The 18,047-nt window shown below is 39.3% G+C and carries 16 protein-coding genes and 1 pseudogene; 6 read left to right on the top strand and 11 right to left on the bottom strand.

Going from position 1 to position 18,047, the window contains the following annotated elements:
* Positions 1-4: 4 nt before the first annotated feature.
* The 6 genes from F947_RS08525 to ispH all read right to left on the bottom strand — a co-directional run bounded on the left by F947_RS08525 (position 5) and on the right by ispH (position 7,903).
* Complete coding sequence (locus F947_RS08525; protein ID WP_004974524.1) at positions 5-3,880, bottom strand: PilC/PilY family type IV pilus protein; 3,876 nt, start codon at positions 3,878-3,880, stop codon at positions 5-7.
* A gap of 14 nt (positions 3,881-3,894) precedes the next feature.
* Positions 3,895-4,701, bottom strand: coding sequence for a hypothetical protein (locus F947_RS08520; protein ID WP_004974523.1), 807 nt, complete (start codon positions 4,699-4,701; stop codon positions 3,895-3,897).
* Complete coding sequence (locus F947_RS08515; RefSeq protein WP_004974522.1) at positions 4,701-5,687, bottom strand: PilW family protein; 987 nt, start codon at positions 5,685-5,687, stop codon at positions 4,701-4,703. Before F947_RS08515 ends, F947_RS08520 begins: the two co-directional genes overlap by 1 nt.
* Position 5,688: 1 nt before the next feature.
* On the bottom strand, positions 5,689-6,252 hold the full coding sequence (pilV, locus tag F947_RS08510) for a type IV pilus modification protein PilV (RefSeq protein ID WP_004974521.1): 564 nt from the start codon (positions 6,250-6,252) through the stop codon (positions 5,689-5,691).
* A 3-nt stretch (positions 6,253-6,255) separates the two neighbouring features.
* Complete coding sequence (locus F947_RS08505) at positions 6,256-6,789, bottom strand: pilus assembly FimT family protein (RefSeq protein ID WP_004974517.1); 534 nt, start codon at positions 6,787-6,789, stop codon at positions 6,256-6,258.
* A 163-nt stretch (positions 6,790-6,952) separates the two neighbouring features.
* Complete coding sequence (ispH, locus tag F947_RS08500) at positions 6,953-7,903, bottom strand: 4-hydroxy-3-methylbut-2-enyl diphosphate reductase (RefSeq protein ID WP_004974515.1); 951 nt, start codon at positions 7,901-7,903, stop codon at positions 6,953-6,955.
* A gap of 134 nt (positions 7,904-8,037) precedes the next feature.
* On the opposite strand from ispH, the gene gmk reads away from it, so the two are divergent.
* From gmk to bfr, 6 genes are all read left to right on the top strand, one after another.
* Positions 8,038-8,661, top strand: coding sequence for a guanylate kinase (gene gmk / locus F947_RS08495; protein WP_004974513.1), 624 nt, complete (start codon positions 8,038-8,040; stop codon positions 8,659-8,661).
* A 76-nt stretch (positions 8,662-8,737) separates the two neighbouring features.
* A complete protein-coding gene (rpoZ, locus tag F947_RS08490; protein WP_004809957.1) occupies positions 8,738-9,019 on the top strand; it encodes a DNA-directed RNA polymerase subunit omega in 282 nt (93 codons plus the stop codon).
* Between the two features lie 222 nt (positions 9,020-9,241).
* Entirely contained in the window at positions 9,242-11,344 is a 2,103-nt protein-coding gene (locus F947_RS08485) for a RelA/SpoT family protein (protein ID WP_004974512.1), read from the top strand.
* A 122-nt stretch (positions 11,345-11,466) separates the two neighbouring features.
* A complete protein-coding gene (locus F947_RS08480; protein ID WP_004809961.1) occupies positions 11,467-11,850 on the top strand; it encodes a RidA family protein in 384 nt (127 codons plus the stop codon).
* Between the two features lie 171 nt (positions 11,851-12,021).
* Entirely contained in the window at positions 12,022-12,216 is a 195-nt protein-coding gene (locus tag F947_RS08475; protein WP_004974511.1) for a bacterioferritin-associated ferredoxin, read from the top strand.
* Between the two features lie 247 nt (positions 12,217-12,463).
* Positions 12,464-12,928 (top strand): heteropolymeric bacterioferritin subunit Bfr, encoded by a 465-nt coding sequence (gene bfr / locus F947_RS08470; protein WP_004974510.1) that lies wholly within the window; start codon positions 12,464-12,466, stop codon positions 12,926-12,928.
* 137 nt (positions 12,929-13,065) lie between these two features.
* On the opposite strand, the pseudogene F947_RS14350 reads toward bfr, so the two are convergent.
* The 5 genes and pseudogenes from F947_RS14350 to F947_RS08450 all read right to left on the bottom strand — a co-directional run.
* Positions 13,066-13,326: pseudogene (locus F947_RS14350) on the bottom strand (type II toxin-antitoxin system RelE/ParE family toxin); the annotation flags it as partial.
* A gap of 52 nt (positions 13,327-13,378) precedes the next feature.
* Complete coding sequence (locus F947_RS08465) at positions 13,379-13,621, bottom strand: type II toxin-antitoxin system ParD family antitoxin (RefSeq protein WP_004974509.1); 243 nt, start codon at positions 13,619-13,621, stop codon at positions 13,379-13,381.
* 218 nt (positions 13,622-13,839) lie between these two features.
* On the bottom strand, positions 13,840-15,471 hold the full coding sequence (locus tag F947_RS08460) for a PglL family O-oligosaccharyltransferase (RefSeq protein WP_004974508.1): 1,632 nt from the start codon (positions 15,469-15,471) through the stop codon (positions 13,840-13,842).
* 152 nt (positions 15,472-15,623) lie between these two features.
* Complete coding sequence (gene tfpZ / locus F947_RS08455) at positions 15,624-16,352, bottom strand: TfpX/TfpZ family type IV pilin accessory protein (RefSeq protein WP_004974507.1); 729 nt, start codon at positions 16,350-16,352, stop codon at positions 15,624-15,626.
* A complete protein-coding gene (locus tag F947_RS08450; RefSeq protein ID WP_004974506.1) occupies positions 16,349-18,025 on the bottom strand; it encodes a PglL family O-oligosaccharyltransferase in 1,677 nt (558 codons plus the stop codon). Before F947_RS08450 ends, tfpZ begins: the two co-directional genes overlap by 4 nt.
* Between the last annotated feature and the right edge of the window lie 22 nt (positions 18,026-18,047).

Raw genomic sequence — 18,047 nt, 5'->3', positions numbered from 1 at the left:
CGCCTTAACGCTCATACCAACGCTGGGAAACGAACTTGGTTTTTCCAGTATATGTTCTTAATGTTTTATCTGTTGGCAAGTTCAGTACGATATTTCTGTCTCGGCTAATCCCCCCAAAACTAATACCAACATTTCCTTTACCTAAGAAAATTTCATCGGAACTTCCTCCTCCAGTGCCACTACCTGAATCCTGAACAAGTTTACAATCCCCATCACCATAAGGTAGACAGAACTGTTTTGCGTTACTTTCACCTCGTACACCACCAGCGCAGTTCACATCATCAATATCAACAGATGAATCAAAGATACTTACATATAAATCACCATCAATTGCAACCGTTTCATTTAAAACTCGCTTTTTTGTTCCTAGAGGATAGTACCATCCACCACTGGTAAGGGTAGTTTTGGTAATACCATTGGTATTCTTTATCAGCTTTTTCCCACCTGTGGCACTTGGTTTAACATCTTGAGTATATAGTTCTGATGTTGTTAATACAGCTAAATTACGACGTGTTACATCCTTATCATATATTACATATACACCATCATCAGTATTAGTAGATGCAGACATTGGATAGCTCAAATTACCGGAACCGATACTAACCGCAGCAAACAGTCCATTATTTGAATTATGAATCGTGAAGTTTGGTGCATTATAAAAACGAGGTACTTTGGTTGAGCCAGACATATCTAAAATACGCACTGCACGAATAGCGAAGTTTTCATCCTTTCCTGCCTTAGATGAGGCATTTAAATCAACACGCCAAACCTGTCCGCCCAAATCACCAAAGTAGAGATGATCAGTAATACCATCACTATTACGATCAATAGCCTTGATGCTACTGACTACGCTACGCTTCATCTCGGCAGCATAAGTTTTGTTGGTTGCGGTATTGGTTGATCCTGCATTAGCACTTGCCCACCATAACAAATTACCATTGTCTGCATCGAACATATAAATGCCTGCGCCTTGATCTGTGTTACTTGGGGTATAATCTACAGAGCTTTCGTATGCAGCGTCATAACCACCACCAACTAGCATCACTAGTTTACGTTTGCCTTGCCAATTAACCCATGTAAGCGTTGGTTTAGACCAGCTTTGCCCCATACAGCCCAAAGCATTTGTGGTACTACATGTTCCTGCTGGATTAATATGGAATTTAAGTTTTGGCGTACCGCTACTTGATGTCACATCAGATAGGTCTAGCGCATAATAGCTTTTACCTCCCATACGCAACCCACCATACAACCATTGTTTACCACCTTTCACAGTCACTACAGGTTCATTAACATTTGTGCCTTTTTTCGTGACAAACTCAGTATAAGCTGTCCATTGCCCATCCAAGCCATATTGCAAATTTGATGACTGATTGTCTTGTGACAAAAAGCCTTTTGCTTGTTTTTCAATTATTTCATTTGGGACAAAGGTAAAAACTTCTTTTCCTGCATCTCCATCCGCTGCAGATGTGCCTGCACGTACTATATGTAACAAGCCTTGTGTCGTACCAAAAACAATTAAATCATCACGTTTATCATAGGTAGTCACTTTATTCTCTGCATCGTATTTTGTAGTCCCCTCCTGAGTAATCAAGATAGGCTTTGAGTGCATTACAGATCCCATTAACCAATCTCTTTTTGGCGTTTGCTGAATGACCTGCTCTAGTTCAGTCTGAAAAGTTGTTTCCTTCGGATATAGTTCAACATTATAAGCTAAGTCTTTGCCCACTGGATAACCAAATAATGACAATAGATATGCTCTTTTAGGGTCTTGTTTATACAAATTTGAACTGCTTGAAATAAAGTCATCTCGTCCCAACTTTATAAGGTTACCTGAACTTATAGTACCAATATCATTTTGACTATTATCTGTACTATTTTGTTTAATAGTACGATCCGTAAAAATTCTCCTTTCATTTGGGGTCTGGGCTGTACTATAACCCAGCAACATACGACTTAACGCTCCTCCAACCTTCACTTCCTGACTTATTTGTACGCCATCCACTTCTTTTTCAATGGTTTTTTTAATTGATGTATCTGCCCAATAATCATTAAGGTCATCTTTTAAAAGCCCATTACTGTTGGTAATCGTATTAGAATCACGATCTTTTAAAATACCATTGACCACACTATATTTTTTTAAATTTCCTAACCAGGTCACTACCCCTGTATTACCAACAGCATCAGGTTTAGGGTCAAATTGTGGGAAATAACCCCAAGGCTGGATATTTTGTGTATCCAGATTATCAACAGGAATGGTTACTGAACCCGTGGTTACAGGAGGAATATATTTTCCAAGTTTTTTTACAAATTCCTTGACACTATCGACTACAGCTTTATCATCATTACCTGAATACCATCCGCCTTTTCCTAGTGTTCCCCAGTCTCTAGCATCACTAATATCATTTCCACTTCCCGTACTAAAGTCGGAACCAAATCCAACAACAGCCGTCAATATTTCAGTTCCCGATGGATTTAAGTTAGGGTTGATTAATGCCTGAGTAAAAGCACCAATACAATCCCATCCGTTTGGAGAACTCATTGTACTATTAGTACTATAACCACTCCCCCTTTTTCCCAAGGTACTCTGATTTGAGCAAGAAAAGCTACTTCCCTTAGAACCAAGGGCTTTTTTCATAAATTCTTCTAATGTACTTCTTTGTTTATTATAATAATACTGTGGTTGACCATCCGTTAAAAAGTAAATACCTTGCGTATTACACTGTTTTGTCGAGTCAATTTGTATAGGTTTTATATAGTTATTAGCATCACGAATATTGCCTACACTCGATTCTGTAAAACCACTGCCTGTTTCTCCTTTGGTTGTTTGTCCCATCATGTAAGCCGCCACCTCAGCATAAGCATAACCTGTAGGCGTACTATCACCAACACTTAAACTATTTACTTCACGCAGCATCTTTTTACGATGTGTTTCATAGGCTGCACCCGTATAGATAATACTCTTTGTAAATGAGGCAGTGGCTTCCTGATCAACTTTTTCAGTAGTAGTCGTTTTTTTTCCATTTTGAGTTAGTTTATTTTCTTGTTTAAGACAACGATTAAAAAAATCTGAGTCCACACATTGTGTCTCATCCGTCGCAGGTATTGATTGAGCAGGGGAGGTTACTAAATCTGTAGAAATATTTGTGGGATTGGAATACGTCACATTACCCGTTTGAGATACAGCAATAGTTCCTGTAAAATCTTCTGCACGCTTTGTAGTTGCTACCCAACCACTTGCCTTACATTTATAATTGCTCTCCCAATCTACACACTCTTGAGCAATGGTGCTTTTAACCACTTCACTTCCTGTCGGACTCCAACCAGACTCTACCCAGTCGGACCAACTCCCATTAGACGTTTTATTTGTCCATCCAGGATTACTCCAACCCGACCAATTTCCACACCCAAACAAACCACATGAACGAGTTTGTACTCTTACACGCTCTTGCCATTCTTCATCTGTTTTAGTACGTGTTCTTGTTCTTTGTGCCTGTTGTTCTACTTGTTGAACGGTTCTAAACACCTCTCTATTTCCAGCCAGTTGTACAGGGTCACCTAATGGTTTTGCTTCAAGTTTAATCCGCCCTGTTGCCTCACTAAAAGTAGATAGACCCACAACCAATTTATCATCCAATGGTGCAATCCCTGCACTACTGTCGCCTTGTAACAGAGTGGTCATACCTTTTTTAAGATCCCTTATACGACTTCCGTCCATACTCCCAGACACATCCAACATAAACATTAGTGTAGTTTGTGAAGTCTGTGGTGCTTTATAGAGTTCGATATCACTGGCTTGAGTGGTGACAGCAACACTGGTAATTAAAGTAAAAGTAGCTGCCTGACAAGCAACGACCAATTTTTTCAAGTTGATATTTTTCATTGCATCATCCTCACTTAACTGCCTTGTTTCGTTGCATAACTCACCACGGCATAGTCCATGACTTGCTGGCTATAGGGCACACCCAGCTTTTCAAAACAGTCTGCTACCGTTTCAGTATCCGTATATTCCATTGACTTCTCATTGGTATAATTTTTAAAACATTTATTAATTTCTGTCGTATTTGAACTCCAAGCATTACCACCTGATACCATACTTGGGATTACTGTCGTGACCACTACCCGTACTGGCTGAATATTGTCAAGTTGTACTGTAGAAGTATCCGTTCCAATTGGATAGAACTTAAAAGGAACATCACTATTCACAGCACTTTTTTTAACCGCGATTTGTGAGATCATAATATCTCTACCACTACTAAAATCATTTGATGTGTACTGGCAAAAACCTGTAATCCCTAATTCATCATTTTTAATTTGAGTAATTTTCTTAGTATTGTCACTTGGATCAGTTGTTTCTTGCCAAGACACGATACTTGCCTTATTCAAATCAAACATTGTTTTTTGTGATTTTGGACGATAGCAAAATACTAATTCTTTAGTTAAAAAATTATCTGACTTTACCATCCCCAACATACCTAACGAACTTAGGTTTTTTTGTAAAATGGCATTGTCTTTATTGTCCTGTTCCAAAGCAAAAAAGACAGCATCCGCAGTTTGCTGCATTAAATTTCGAGCTTGGCTATTGGTCGCAATTCCTAAACCCACAATACTTTGTTTGACTGCAAATGTACCAACTACTGTCACAAGCAATAATACAAAAAGTATAGTGATCAGTGTCGCACCACGCTGATAGAACATAGACATTACAAGCTCTCCATCAATCCATAACCATTACGTAAAGCAATCGTTTGTGTGACGACCTCCCGAATATATCTTTTTGATTTAGCAGCATTATTAAGCGAAACACTTTGGTCTAATATTTGGAATGTTTCAGGTACATCTTGCCCACCTGGGATTGTTTCCACACCACGCATTAATATACCCAGCTGTACAGACATAATACGATTTCTAGGTGTTCCATCTTTTATAAGACTATTATTATTTCCCATATAATCTTTAATCGACATATATTTAAATTCATCTTTACTATTATCTTTAACCCCTAGCAACACGTGAAAATGGTCAACTCTACGTATAATAATTTCTCCATTTCCTCCATAATTACTAATCGTGGTAGGTAAGTCAGATGTTGCAAGTAATGTTTTATAACGTCCCGCATCACACGCTAAAGCAAGCTCATTTCCATCTTTTCTTAAAAAATATCGTTGTACAATAAATGTACCTTGATCTATCTCTGCTTGTGTAATGCTATTACCCTCACAATCCATAGCCCCTGCAATAATTGCTTTATATTGAATCACCAACTGATCACTTTTATATTCATTTATATTCGTTTGACCAGCCCAGTTTGCTTGACCATATCCTTGGGTTAGAAGAGATATTTTAGTTGTATCCGCATTTGTTAAATGGAGAGGCAAATTGGCCGTTTGTACAGCCTTATCATCTGCTGTCAATCCAGAATAGCTTTCCAAACTTGTCAGCACGATCCCACTATATAAATTTCGATCATTAATCACAGCCAGATTTGCATCTAAATTCGCTAAACGAATATCTTTAGTAATATAATTTAAACCAAAGTTACCATTGTCCTGCAATTCACCTAACGTCTTTTGCAAGCTATAATTAATCGTACCTGAAACAAATAATTGAACACCAGCAGCAGTAATAATTAATCCTAATGCCAATGCAACCATCAATTCAATCAAGGTCATACCAAGTTGTTTACTCATCTCAATATGCCTCCAAGACTATACATTTTGTATCTAAACCATAGCTTCCATTTTTAGTGCAATCATTAGTATTTGAACCATCTTTCGGATTTGTTTCATCCCAAGCCACATAAATACAGTAACGGTTTCTCTGTACTGCTCCAGCACATTGACTTAAACCAATCTTCATACCCATTTGATAGGCTTTATATAACGCATGCTTTGCATCTTCTTTCGCAAAATTCTCACTATTGCAGGCTGCTGCTGCCCCAAAACAATTTGTGTAACTATAACTACTTAAGCTCTCTCGACCTTCAAAACCTTTAACATAAGCTTTGTATACTTCTTTCTTACCTTCCTTATCTGGCTCTCCTTCTAGATCTTTAACTAATCCCTCTTGATTTGCCCGAATACGCTCTGCAATATCTTTAGCCAAACTCATGGCTTGAATACGTTTGGATGCTTCTATAGATGAATTTAATGCACTCACTTGCAACAAAGTAAAACCTAAAACCCCTACTGCTAGAAGTAATAATGCAACGAGAACCTCAACCAACCCTACCCCTTTCTGATACTGAATTCCCATTTATCAGCACTCCTGATCTTGTCTGGATTGATCTTTTGTGGTTATTTTACCAAGTGGGCTAATTTCTACATACTTAGAAGTATTACCATTCGATATAATGACCTCAATAGAGGAAAGTTCTTGTTTTTGCCTTTGTGCATTGCCATCATCATCTGTATAACCACGAAATAGTTCAGCTGTACCATCAGTTGCAAATATCAGTTGCTTTACACCGTCAATAAGCGTTCCCTGCCATTTATTACTTGTACACACGAACTTTTTAAAAGACAAAGTTTGCTCATCAGGAACAGACCAATATAGTGTATTTGTACTAGACGTACCTATTTGCCCTAAATTTACCATCATTCTTTGTCGATGTAAGATTGCATCATAACGTGCCTGTAATAAGACTTTTTCTAAATCCTTGGTTGAATAGTCTATTTTTTGCTGAGCCCTTACAGCTTTGAAACTTGGCGCTGCAATTGAAGCCACAATCGCCATCACAGCAATCGTCACCAACAACTCAATTAAGGTGAACCCGTTTTCTTTTTTTCGCATACTCCCCCCCAAGACACAGACTTTGCCCTATTAAAATAGTAACCAACAACTTTACAAAACCCTCACACTTCAGGATAAAAGGCATAAAAAAGCAGATAACCGTCATTCAACGGTTATCTGCCTATTTTTAATCAGTTTTTTAAAGTGTTATATGCTTCGCAGTTTAAGCCTGTGTTACAGGAATACGTAACTCTTTGGGCAAACTAAAGGTAATATTTTCTTCACGCCCTGCCAGCTCTTCAGGGGCGGTTGCACCCCAGTCTTGCAAACGCTGAATCACTTGTTTGATTAAAATTTCTGGTGCAGATGCGCCTGCAGTCACACCAATTTTTGTATTTGCTTTAAACCATGCTTGGTTTAATTCATCGGCATTATCCACCAAGTAGGCTTGTTTCCCCATACGTTCAGCCAACTCACGTAAGCGGTTAGAGTTAGATGAATTTGGCGAACCCACCACCAACACCACATCACATTGATTGGCTAAGTCGCGCACTGCGTCCTGACGGTTTTGAGTAGCATAACAAATATCGTCTTTACGTGGTCCTTGAATATTCGGATATTTTTGGCGCAAGGCATCAATTACTTTGGCAGTATCATCAATCGACAAAGTAGTTTGCGTCACAAAAGCCACTTTATCTGGATGCTGAACCACAAGTGCAGCCACATCATCTTCATCTTCTACCAAATAAATTTCGCCGCCATTTTTCTTGTCGTACTGACCCATCGTCCCTTCAACTTCGGGATGTCCTTCGTGACCAATTAAAATCGCCTCTGTGCCTTCACGCGCATATTTGGTGACTTCAATATGTACTTTGGTGACCAACGGACAAGTGGCATCAAACACTTTTAAGCCACGACGCTCCGCTTCTTGCTGCACTGCTTTAGATACGCCATGTGCACTAAAAATCACGATATTGTCATCTGGTACTTCATCCAGCTCATCGACAAAAATCGCACCGCGCTGACGCAAGTCATCTACCACAAATTTGTTGTGAACCACTTCGTGACGCACATAAATAGGTGGGTTAAAACACTCAAGGGCACGATTTACAATCGCAATTGCTCGGTCTACACCTGCACAAAAACCACGTGGATTCGCCAATACAATTTCCATAGAACCCTCTATGTTGAAGTTAAATAGGTGGGATGTTTTAAAATTTATGCCAACAAAAGCCATCTTGGCTATTTTGTTTAAGGGGCGTCTACTCTAAAATAGAGAAGATATTTTATCATATCAGGAAAAATATCATGTCGGGTCTATTGTTTGTCGTTTCTGCCGCTTCAGGAACAGGCAAAACATCCCTCGTTAAAGCCCTGCTTGAGCGTGTGAATAATTTACACGTTTCAGTTTCTCACACAACACGTGGTCAACGTCCCGGCGAACTCGATGGTGTGCATTATCACTTCACGCAAAAACAAGATTTTATCGACTTGGTAGAACAAGGCGGTTTTATTGAGTATGCAGAGGTGTTTGGCAATTATTACGGCACCGCGCAAGCGACGGTTAAAGAGCAGTTAGCCAAAGGTCACGATGTGTTACTTGAAATTGACTGGCAAGGCGCTCAGCAAGTACGCAATCTTTTTCCTGAATCGAAGCAAATTTTTATTCTTCCACCAAGTCAGTTTGATTTACGCGAGCGTTTGTCTAACCGTGGCACCGATGCAGTCGATGTAATTGAACATCGTCTAGGCTGCGCAGTTGAAGACATGCAACAATATGTCAATTTTGACTATGTGATTATTAATGATGACTTTAATAAGGCTCTGCACGATTTAGAATCGGTGATTACGGCTAATCGTTTGGTGATGGCGCAGCAGGCGCATCGTCATCAAGCCTTGATTCAAAAGTTAATTAGCCCGCCAAGCGCGTGATTAAAACTTGAGTCTATAAGCAAAGCACCTTATACTGCATAGTCTGTTTAAATTTATTATTCGAACGAGAATTCTTATGGCACGCGTTACCGTTGAAGATTGTTTAGACCATGTAGACAACCGCTTTGAGCTTGTACTAGTGGCAAGCAAGCGCGCGCGTCAATTGGCACGTCAAGGCATAGAACCTACCGTTGAGTGGGACAACGACAAACCTACCGTTGTTGCTTTACGTGAAATTGCAGAAGGTCACGTTTCTAAAGACATTTTGAAACAACGTGATCAAGATTATCAAACTTCGAGTCTTGACCTCGCACTTTCAGCAAATAACTTGAATTTAGATGGTTTTTCTTTCCAATAAGAACGACTTTCTGAAAAAGCCTAGTTTTTTACTAGGCTTTTTTGTTGTCTGAACTTTAATCTTACGCTAAAAACCGTTATAACATAAGGATTAAGACCTAATTTTAAATGGTCTAATGACCTTATGTTTTGGTACGAAAAAAATTGACAAGTCATGCAATATGCTTTTCATTATAAGGTCTAACTGTAAATTCGTTATCACTTGTATTTTAAAGGGTGTTATATGCCAGGCACGATGGTCAGCCAAGCCAAACAACAGCTTCAAACCATGATCGAACCTTACCTTAGCGTAAGTGAAGTCGAACAGGTGCTTACGGCTTGTGATTATGCTGAGCATGCGCATGATGGCGTTACCCGTAAAAGTGGTGAACCTTATGTGCTACACCCGATTGCGGTGAGTTGCATTTTGGCACACATGCGTTTGGATGCCGACACGCTCATTGCTGCGCTATTGCATGATGTCATTGAAGATACCGACTACAGCAAAGATGACATCACAGAAAAATTTGGACGCACCGTTGCCGAACTAGTCGATGGTGTAACCAAACTCAGCCATTCTAGCGACAAGGAATACAACAAAGCCGCTTCGTTCCGTAAAATTCTGCAAGCCACCTTACAGGACCCACGTGTCATTATTGTGAAACTAGCAGATCGTTATCACAACATGACCACATTAGATGCGCTGCGACCAGACAAACGCGCACGCATTGCCCAAGAAACCTTTGATGTATTTGTACCCATGGCACGTATCGTGGGTATGAATGAAATGGCAGATAACCTCGAACATCTGTGTTATCAAAATCTTGATTTAGATATGTATAACGATGTGCAAGCTGCCCTGTTGCACACCAAACCAAAACGCTGCGAATACCAATCTAAATGGGAGCAAAACCTTGCCGACCTACTCCAAGACAATCAAATTACCGGTCGGATTAAAAAGAAAAATAACAATATAGAATTACTGCGCCACTTTGTTAAAAACGATATTGATCTACAAGAACTGACCCACAGCCATGCGTTTGAAATTATTTTACAAAGCATTGCCGACTGTGACCGTTTGGCCGATATTTTACGTGACAACTTTCAGGTCTTGCATTATGAAGATCATATCCGTCGCCCCCTACCAGGCGGTAACCAATCACTCATGATGCGTCTAAAAGGTGAACAAACCACCTTATCACTCACCATTCAAACTGAATTGATGCGTAAAGCCGCACGTTTTGGCGTAGTCTTGGGTGAAAACGCACCACAAGCCTGCCGTTCTGCCATTCAAGCCTCTATGAAAAGCTTAAACGTGTTGGTTGATGGTGAATGCGCTAAAACCACATTTAGCGATTTACTGGATTATCTACACCAAGAGAAAATTCATGTTTATACACCGCATGGACATTTACATGAATTGCCGCAAGGCGCCACCGCGGTTGATTTTGCCTATGCAGCCAGTTTATTCTTAGGTAACCACGCCGTCGGTACAAAAATTAATGGTGAAAGCAAACCGCTGTCAACACCACTCATCAGCGGGCAAGTGGTCGAAATCATCACCGATGTGTTAGCCACACCAAACCCAGACTGGCTAAGTTTTATTAATACCCAAAAAGCCCGTCGTGCCTTACAAAACATTCTGCGTGATCAGGATATTGAAGAACAGCGTTTGGTAGGTCAGCAAGCCCTGAACCGTGCGCTGAAATTGTTTAATCACTCGATTCAAGACTTGACCGAAGCAGATTGGTTAAATGTGTTGCAATGGCGTCATATCGACTCCAAAGACCGTTTATTTGAGCAAATTGCAGTCGGTGATTTATTGCCGCAGTTGGTGGCAAACCACATTTACGCACTTGATCAGGATAGCAACGAACATTCTGACCGTCTGATTCAAGGTACAGAAGGTATTGACGTCAAATATGCACACTGTTGCAACCCGGTGCTGGGCGATCCAATTCAGGGCAACTTGTCACGTCGTGGTTTGATTGTGCATCGTGCGCGCTGCAACAACTTACTGCATGAGCAGCATCAACATCCTGAAAATATCATGCCGCTACAATGGACTTCAGAAGATGTCGATGACGTGAGTTTTACCGCTTACCTCAGCATTGATATGGATATGAATGACGAACAAATTTCCGATTTGATCTATCAGTGTCGTAAGGCCAAAACGGGTGTGGAAATGGTACGCAGCCACGATGGCAAGACTCATGTGAATATTGTGGTCAATAACCGTAAGCAAATTGCCAAAATTATTCGTGATTTGCGTATGCACTACGGTTTCCCACGGATTAGCCGTTTAGCGCGTCCCATCAGCATTGTAGAAGAAGCCAAAGCTTGTTAATTCAATGTGTTGCATGGTTTTACTGTGCCGCACATTCACCGCTTTTGCATTATTGACTCATAAGGCTACTGAAATGCAGTCGGATGGTCTATGATGTTCGTACATTATTTTAGGAGAAATCAATGTCTCGCCAAGTCATCCATACTGAAAATGCACCTGCAGCAATTGGTACTTACTCTCAAGCCATTTTAGTTGGCAATACGGTTTATTTATCAGGTCAAATTGGTTTAGACCCATACAGCATGGAATTGGTAGAAGGCATTGAAGCGCAAATTCGCCGCGTATTTGACAACTTAAAGGCCGTTTGCGAAGCGGCTGGTGGCTCTTTGGCCGATATTGCCAAGCTCAATATTTTCCTGACCGATTTATCTCACTTCCAATTGGTCAATCAGATTATGGGTGAATACTTTGCACAACCTTACCCTGCGCGTGCAGCCTTAGGTGTGGCCAGCTTACCTAAAGGTGCTTTAGTTGAAATGGATGGCGTGGTGATTATCAATTCATAAACCATTATCATTCAAACACTTAAAAACAAATAAACGATGCCACCTATTGAGTGGCATTTTTTAATTCAAAAACCCAATTACAATAAATGACTTTTCAAATGATTTTTATTGACAAACGATAATAATTATCAATAATAACTCTTATCTTATTTCATTATTGTGGTTGCATTCATGTACGTTTGCTTATGCCGTGGTATTACAGATCAAGACATTAAAGAAGCCGTTGCCAATGGTGCAGACAGCTATCGTGAAATTCGCGATATGTTTGACTTGGGCACCTGTTGTGGTCGCTGTGCGCCTGAAACTCGCGCCATCATTAGCGATGAAATTGCACAAATTGCGTCTCGTCTTGCCGTCGCTGCCTAAAGCTGACGTTTTATTGCTCTCCCGCATTTCAGTATTATAATTTTTACTCGGTGTTTCCTCTCCCGCTTTCGACTACAGCGGGTTTTTCTTATCTTACATTTCTTCACACCGCCTAGCTAATTGTTTTTGATTGCGATTTTCATTTGCCGTTCTATAAATCACTCGCCATTTTGCCCAGTCTTGTTTAAGATAGAAATATAGATTGCCTTAAGCGGTTTAAGGCAGAAATTGTTGATGGAGTGCTGCAATGAAAGGCAATCGTGATGTGATTAATCAACTCAACCAAGTTTTGTATCATCACCTGACTGCAATTAACCAATATTTTTTACATTCACGTATGTTTAATGATTGGGGCATTGAGCAACTGGGTTCGGCTGAATATAAAGAGTCGATTCGTCAAATGAAGCATGCCGATAAAATTATTGAGCGTATTCTGTTTTTAGAAGGTCTGCCAAATTTACAACATTTGGGTAAATTGTATATTGGTCAGCACACTGCTGAAGTGCTGAATTGCGATGTACGAAAAGTCCAAGAAAATATTGAAGCGATTCAAAAAGCGGTGGTTTTGGCAGAGCAACAACTCGACTATGTGACTCGTGATTTGGTTCAGGAAATTTTAGAGAAAGAAGAAGAATATTTAGATTGGGCAACGACACAGCTTGATTTGGTTGAAACTGTGGGTATTGAAAACTATATTCAAAGCCAACTCTAAGATTCATCTGGTTTAGATAACTCAAAAGACTGGTTTTCCAGTCTTTTGTTTTTTGGGGCACTTTACCTAAAATTCAGTATCTTGCCTATCTCTAATGAAGAAGCTCTCAATATCAATATATTTTACTTATGCGCATTTTAAATTCTTGGATTTATAAAAAAGTATTTATAACGCAAAAAATGTTTCATGGGTTGCATCTGTTGATGCAATATCCGAATAATAAAAATTCCATAATCCTGTTTTTTATAAAAAATAGCATGTTGATGATGATCGTGACGGCGTATTCCCTCGCCAATATCTACACATGCATAACCAATCAGCGGTGAACTCACTAACAAATGAAAGGTATTTTCCAAATGTTGCGTGTATTGGTCAGCTTGAGCTACACCAAAATTAAGTAAGGTGTATTCTTAAATAGCAGTGAAGTCGTCGACAGCTAAATTTGATAGCTTATACACGATGCTTCTGCTTCACTTGAGCCGCAATATCTTTTAGGCTAAGTGTACTTTCTCCACTGTTCTCACCTGCTTCAATCGCTTGCTTTAAAGCTGCAGTTTGATTTTCTTGCTGCTCCAATAATCTTAGTGCAGATCGCATCACTTCACTGGTTGAACCATAACGTCCAGATTCAATCAGTTTGCTCACAAAGTTATCGAGTTGTGGGCCAATTGTTACACTTGTAGTTCTCGCCATCAGCATGCCTTATTGTGTGAATAGATCATACAATTCTAACACAACTCCCTTTATCTGAACAAAAGTTCAGCATCTCTTTAAATTTTCGCACATGAAATCAATTTTATAATGAATACCCCCTCTCTTTTTAAAGAGAAGTTGGGAGAGATTTTCAACATTGAAAATTTTCACCATATTTGGCTCACTATTTTCAAATCCCCCTCCTTGCGCTACACAAATCAGCGCGGCTTTGCCTCATCCAATAAAGTCGCATAATCTACATTGACCTGCCACAAAGTGCTTAACAACCATAATTGCTTTTTGGCTTCTGCTTCATAACCGTTAAATGCTAATACGCGTGCATATTTCAATAAATCGTAGCGGGTTGGATAATTCAACACAATTTCATGAATCTCTTGCAGCTGTTCAGGCGTCTGCTGAGTGTATGGATTTAAACGAATCCACTCAATGCGGCGGTTAAATTCTTCGAGTACCAAAATACGCTCTTGATGGGTGATTTTTTCAGGTGTATGTTCGTAGCGTACCGACTGATTCAATTTAGGCACCATCACTTCATAATCACGATAAATCAGCATCAACAACAATGCACCAATCACAAAAGTCGTGCGTAAATAAATTGGAGATAAAGTGAAGTTTTTAAACACCCGTTGTGACTGAACCATGCCGATAATAAAACCTACAGGCAGCAAGAAGTAGGCATAGTTTTGTGGAAACTCCAGCATTGCATGCACACTAAATGCACCGACCATCAGAATACCAACAACCGATTCCACCGACTGGGTATATTTATGCAATTGGTAACCCCAATAACCCAAATACGCCAAAAATGGTACGCCTAGTATCACACCATTCCAAAGTAAAAAGTCCAAAATGAAATTGTGTGCGCTACGAATCCACACAGGGCCTTGCACAAATTCACTAATCGTGACATACGCCACACTGGTTTGATGCCAACCATAGCCCCACCACGGTTGATGTTCAATCGCAGCGAGCATTTGCTGCCAAATGGCCAAGCGCGACATATCACCTGTGGCGCGTTGTACCACATCACGAGATTGCACCGAAAGGTCTGCACTTTGTGAGAGCAATTGACTAAAAGCAGGTGCGATAAAAATCAGCCCGATAAATGCGGCAAACCACAGCAAGCTATAGCGGCATTTAATCCGCATCACACCACGGTATTGTTGATAGCTCAAATAGGTCAAGAGACACAGTGACGCCAACCACGAAGTCCGTGATTGACTCAATACCACACCGACCAAAATCATGGCAGCTGCAATCACAATCCACATGGTTTTAAGTTTTTGTTTTTCGTATAAATATAGGCATGCCATGAGTGACATCACCAAAAAGGTCGCCATATTATTGGGTTGGGCGAAGTTGGCATAAGGACGTTGCCCGATTTTAATATCTACCATAATAGGCAGGTATTGATCGATTGTGAGCCACTGGCAAATGGCCATGAATGCGGTAATACTTCCCACGCCAAGCAGCACATAACTAAAGCCTGTAAAGATGCGTTCACGTTCAATACTATTTTGAGTGAGGTTATAGCCAAAAATGATTGCCAGCCAAAAACTAAAGATATACACGCTGCTGAGCAAGGCTTTGTCAAAGAAATAGACTAAGCCAAAGCCCCACTGAATGAAGGGAACACTGCACAATGCCAATAATGGCAGGCTGATTTTAGGTATCTGTAATTTTTCTTTGAATAGGCAAACTGCGAGTGTAAACAGGGCAAAAAATGCGTATAGTTCGCCTGTATAGGTAACCCACGGGCGGTAGTGAATAGGCAATAGCCATGCTAGGGAGATGAGGATGGCAGCCAAAAATAGCAATGCAGATTTCATAAGAAAAATAGACCAAAAAACTGGCTCTATCTTATATTTTTTTAGACAAGATGATAGTGCTTTGTGTAGCAGGTTTAATTGGAATTCTGCCAGTTTTAAAATGGGATGATCGCATGGGGAATACTTAAATTCCCCATTTTTAACTCAAGAAATTATTCCCACGGTCTTAAGTCTACAATTTTGATCACTTCGGCTGTTTCTTTCTTCATTAAAACCACCATATCGACTGTATTGGCTTTTAAAGGTAACCATGCATCCGCATTTGGATATTTTTTCAAGATTTCTTCAACCCTAGCCTCATTATTGAAATGTACTAAGTTATTCAAATTTTGAGTTTTTAGCTTTATCTGATTCCGCATATTCTCCAAAGATTGATAGTATTCAGGTCTTTGGCTCAAAGACACACCTCCAAAGACTTCATCAAACATCACTTTTTCTCTTAGCTTAATATCTTCAGGGTATTTAACAGCGACATAGTTTGGCGACAACCCAATATTCCCTATTTGTAGGCTCTCATTGCTAACAATCTCATTTTTTCGGACAAGTTCAAAACGATCAATATTATAAACAATATATACTGGTCGGCCTTTTTCAATGCTATATAAGCCATATACCAAGGCAGCTAATTGAATCAGAATAATGATTGTTAAATCTATTTTGAGAGTTTTCTTACTTTCTTTATAGACAATAAAACCAAGGATTGGGCCAACGATAACATCGATGATCAGCATCATTAAAAAGATTTTTGTTACACCAACAGCCTCTGCTAAAGGTGCTGGATACCATAATTTAAATACAACAAGTAAAACTAAACTTGCAATAAATGCCGATATTAATAAATGCCCAAGAAAAAATTTAGCCCTTTTATAATTTAATTTCATTTAGAAGCCCCTTGATTCATCCATTCAAATGCTAGATTTGGTTGTACAATATATAATGAATTCCATGAATACTGATGTTCATGAAGTTTTTCTATAATGATGAGTTGGTCCTTGGCTTTTTCTATGTGACCATTCAATGCCAACACTTGAGCATAACGATATAAGGCTGCAGCAGATGAAAAACGATAAGCTGCTTTTCTCACCGCCTCTATCTCCTCTAGACTCATGTTTGAACGAGGTTCAGTTCTAATTAAAGCAATATGCGCACTAAGCTGGGTTAACATCTGGATATCTGGTGTTCTATGCTTCGCTGCAATAAGACCAATATTTAAAGACTCATAGCGTGCTGATTCTATATCTTTTTCGATTACTCGATATTCACTCAATATTTTTACAAACATTAACAAGCACAAAAGACTGATACTCAATCCTGAAAAAAATGAAATAGGAATATATCTTGTATTTATATTATCTGTATCGGATTGAATCAAACCTAAGATCAAACCTGTCGGTAATAGAAAAAATGCGTAGTGCAATGGAAATTCAAACATCGCATGTACGATCACTCCCCCCACCATTGCAAGCATAAGGAAATTTTCTTTACAAAATGCTTTGTCTATATATTTAACTAACCAAAATATCAAAAATAAGCTAATTAATCCCCCTAACGGAATACCAGTCCATACGAATATATCTAATATTAAATTGTGAGTATGCTCCATCCAAACTAATGATGAAAATTCCAAAGTCGTTTCGACTTGAGCGACACTCACTTGATTCCAACCATAACCAGACCATGGTGCATTACCAATGGCAATGAGCATTTCTTTCCACATCTCTAAGCGATGAAATCCAGATACTGCTCTATTGAGAGGATTAATAGCAAAGCCTAAGCCTAAGATTTTAGAGAGAAAAGGAATAATGATTACACTACAGACAACTAAGTAAAGTACTCCAGTAAATACCCACCAAGATTTAATATTTAATCTCGCTGATGAAGCTTTCCACCACCACCAAATACAGAAAAAAATCAGATAAACCCAAGGAGTTCTGGACTGAGTTAAGGCGATTGCAAATAAAAAAACAGCACTGAGCAAAGCTAAAACAGAAGCATTAAATACCTTGGCTTCATACAAATAACAAGTAGAAATGACAGCCATAACCAAGAAAGTGGCAAAATTGTTTGCCTGCGCAAAATTCGCATAAGGTCTACCACCCGGAGTTAGATCTACGACAAAAATCCCATGCCGTTCAATCATCAACCACTGCAATAACTGAATGTAAACAGAAATAAGTGCGACCAGCAAAATAAGCCAACAGACAATCTTAAAACTATTTTTTTTGTTTTTATCATCCTGACCGATAGTATTTCCAATCATTAATGCAATAAAAAAACCAAAGATATAAATTGATGCAACCAGCGCATCCCCTAAAAAATATATTTTTTGAAAGAAAAACTGTAATAATGGAATACTTGCGATAATCAAGAAAGGTAAATTGATAGATGAGATGACCAATTTCTTATAATGGGCAACTGCATAAACCAATAGCAATAATAAGCTCAGAAATATGGAAAAATCACCATGCGAACTTGCCCATGGAAAAATATGATTTGGGCTCAGCCAAGCAAAAGATGCACACAGCACCGCAAAAAGTATCAATATTTTTTTCATAAATATCATCTATAAAAAAAGA

This window comes from Acinetobacter towneri DSM 14962 = CIP 107472 (genome assembly GCF_000368785.1).
Classification (GTDB): Bacteria; Pseudomonadota; Gammaproteobacteria; order Pseudomonadales; family Moraxellaceae; genus Acinetobacter; species Acinetobacter towneri.
This window is presented reverse-complemented; position numbering and strand designations above follow the sequence as displayed.

Coding starts and splice junctions, on each gene's coding strand:
- F947_RS08525 (WP_004974524.1), bottom strand. CDS start 3,880: ATGAAAAATATCAACTTGAAAAAATTGGTCGTTGCTTGTCAGGCAGCT.
- F947_RS08520 (WP_004974523.1), bottom strand. CDS start 4,701: ATGTCTATGTTCTATCAGCGTGGTGCGACACTGATCACTATACTTTTT.
- F947_RS08515 (WP_004974522.1), bottom strand. CDS start 5,687: ATGAGTAAACAACTTGGTATGACCTTGATTGAATTGATGGTTGCATTG.
- pilV (WP_004974521.1), bottom strand. CDS start 6,252: ATGGGAATTCAGTATCAGAAAGGGGTAGGGTTGGTTGAGGTTCTCGTT.
- F947_RS08505 (WP_004974517.1), bottom strand. CDS start 6,789: ATGCGAAAAAAAGAAAACGGGTTCACCTTAATTGAGTTGTTGGTGACG.
- ispH (WP_004974515.1), bottom strand. CDS start 7,903: ATGGAAATTGTATTGGCGAATCCACGTGGTTTTTGTGCAGGTGTAGAC.
- gmk (WP_004974513.1), top strand. CDS start 8,038: ATGTCGGGTCTATTGTTTGTCGTTTCTGCCGCTTCAGGAACAGGCAAA.
- rpoZ (WP_004809957.1), top strand. CDS start 8,738: ATGGCACGCGTTACCGTTGAAGATTGTTTAGACCATGTAGACAACCGC.
- F947_RS08485 (WP_004974512.1), top strand. CDS start 9,242: ATGCCAGGCACGATGGTCAGCCAAGCCAAACAACAGCTTCAAACCATG.
- F947_RS08480 (WP_004809961.1), top strand. CDS start 11,467: ATGTCTCGCCAAGTCATCCATACTGAAAATGCACCTGCAGCAATTGGT.
- F947_RS08475 (WP_004974511.1), top strand. CDS start 12,022: ATGTACGTTTGCTTATGCCGTGGTATTACAGATCAAGACATTAAAGAA.
- bfr (WP_004974510.1), top strand. CDS start 12,464: ATGAAAGGCAATCGTGATGTGATTAATCAACTCAACCAAGTTTTGTAT.
- F947_RS08465 (WP_004974509.1), bottom strand. CDS start 13,621: ATGGCGAGAACTACAAGTGTAACAATTGGCCCACAACTCGATAACTTT.
- F947_RS08460 (WP_004974508.1), bottom strand. CDS start 15,471: ATGAAATCTGCATTGCTATTTTTGGCTGCCATCCTCATCTCCCTAGCA.
- tfpZ (WP_004974507.1), bottom strand. CDS start 16,352: ATGAAATTAAATTATAAAAGGGCTAAATTTTTTCTTGGGCATTTATTA.
- F947_RS08450 (WP_004974506.1), bottom strand. CDS start 18,025: ATGAAAAAAATATTGATACTTTTTGCGGTGCTGTGTGCATCTTTTGCT.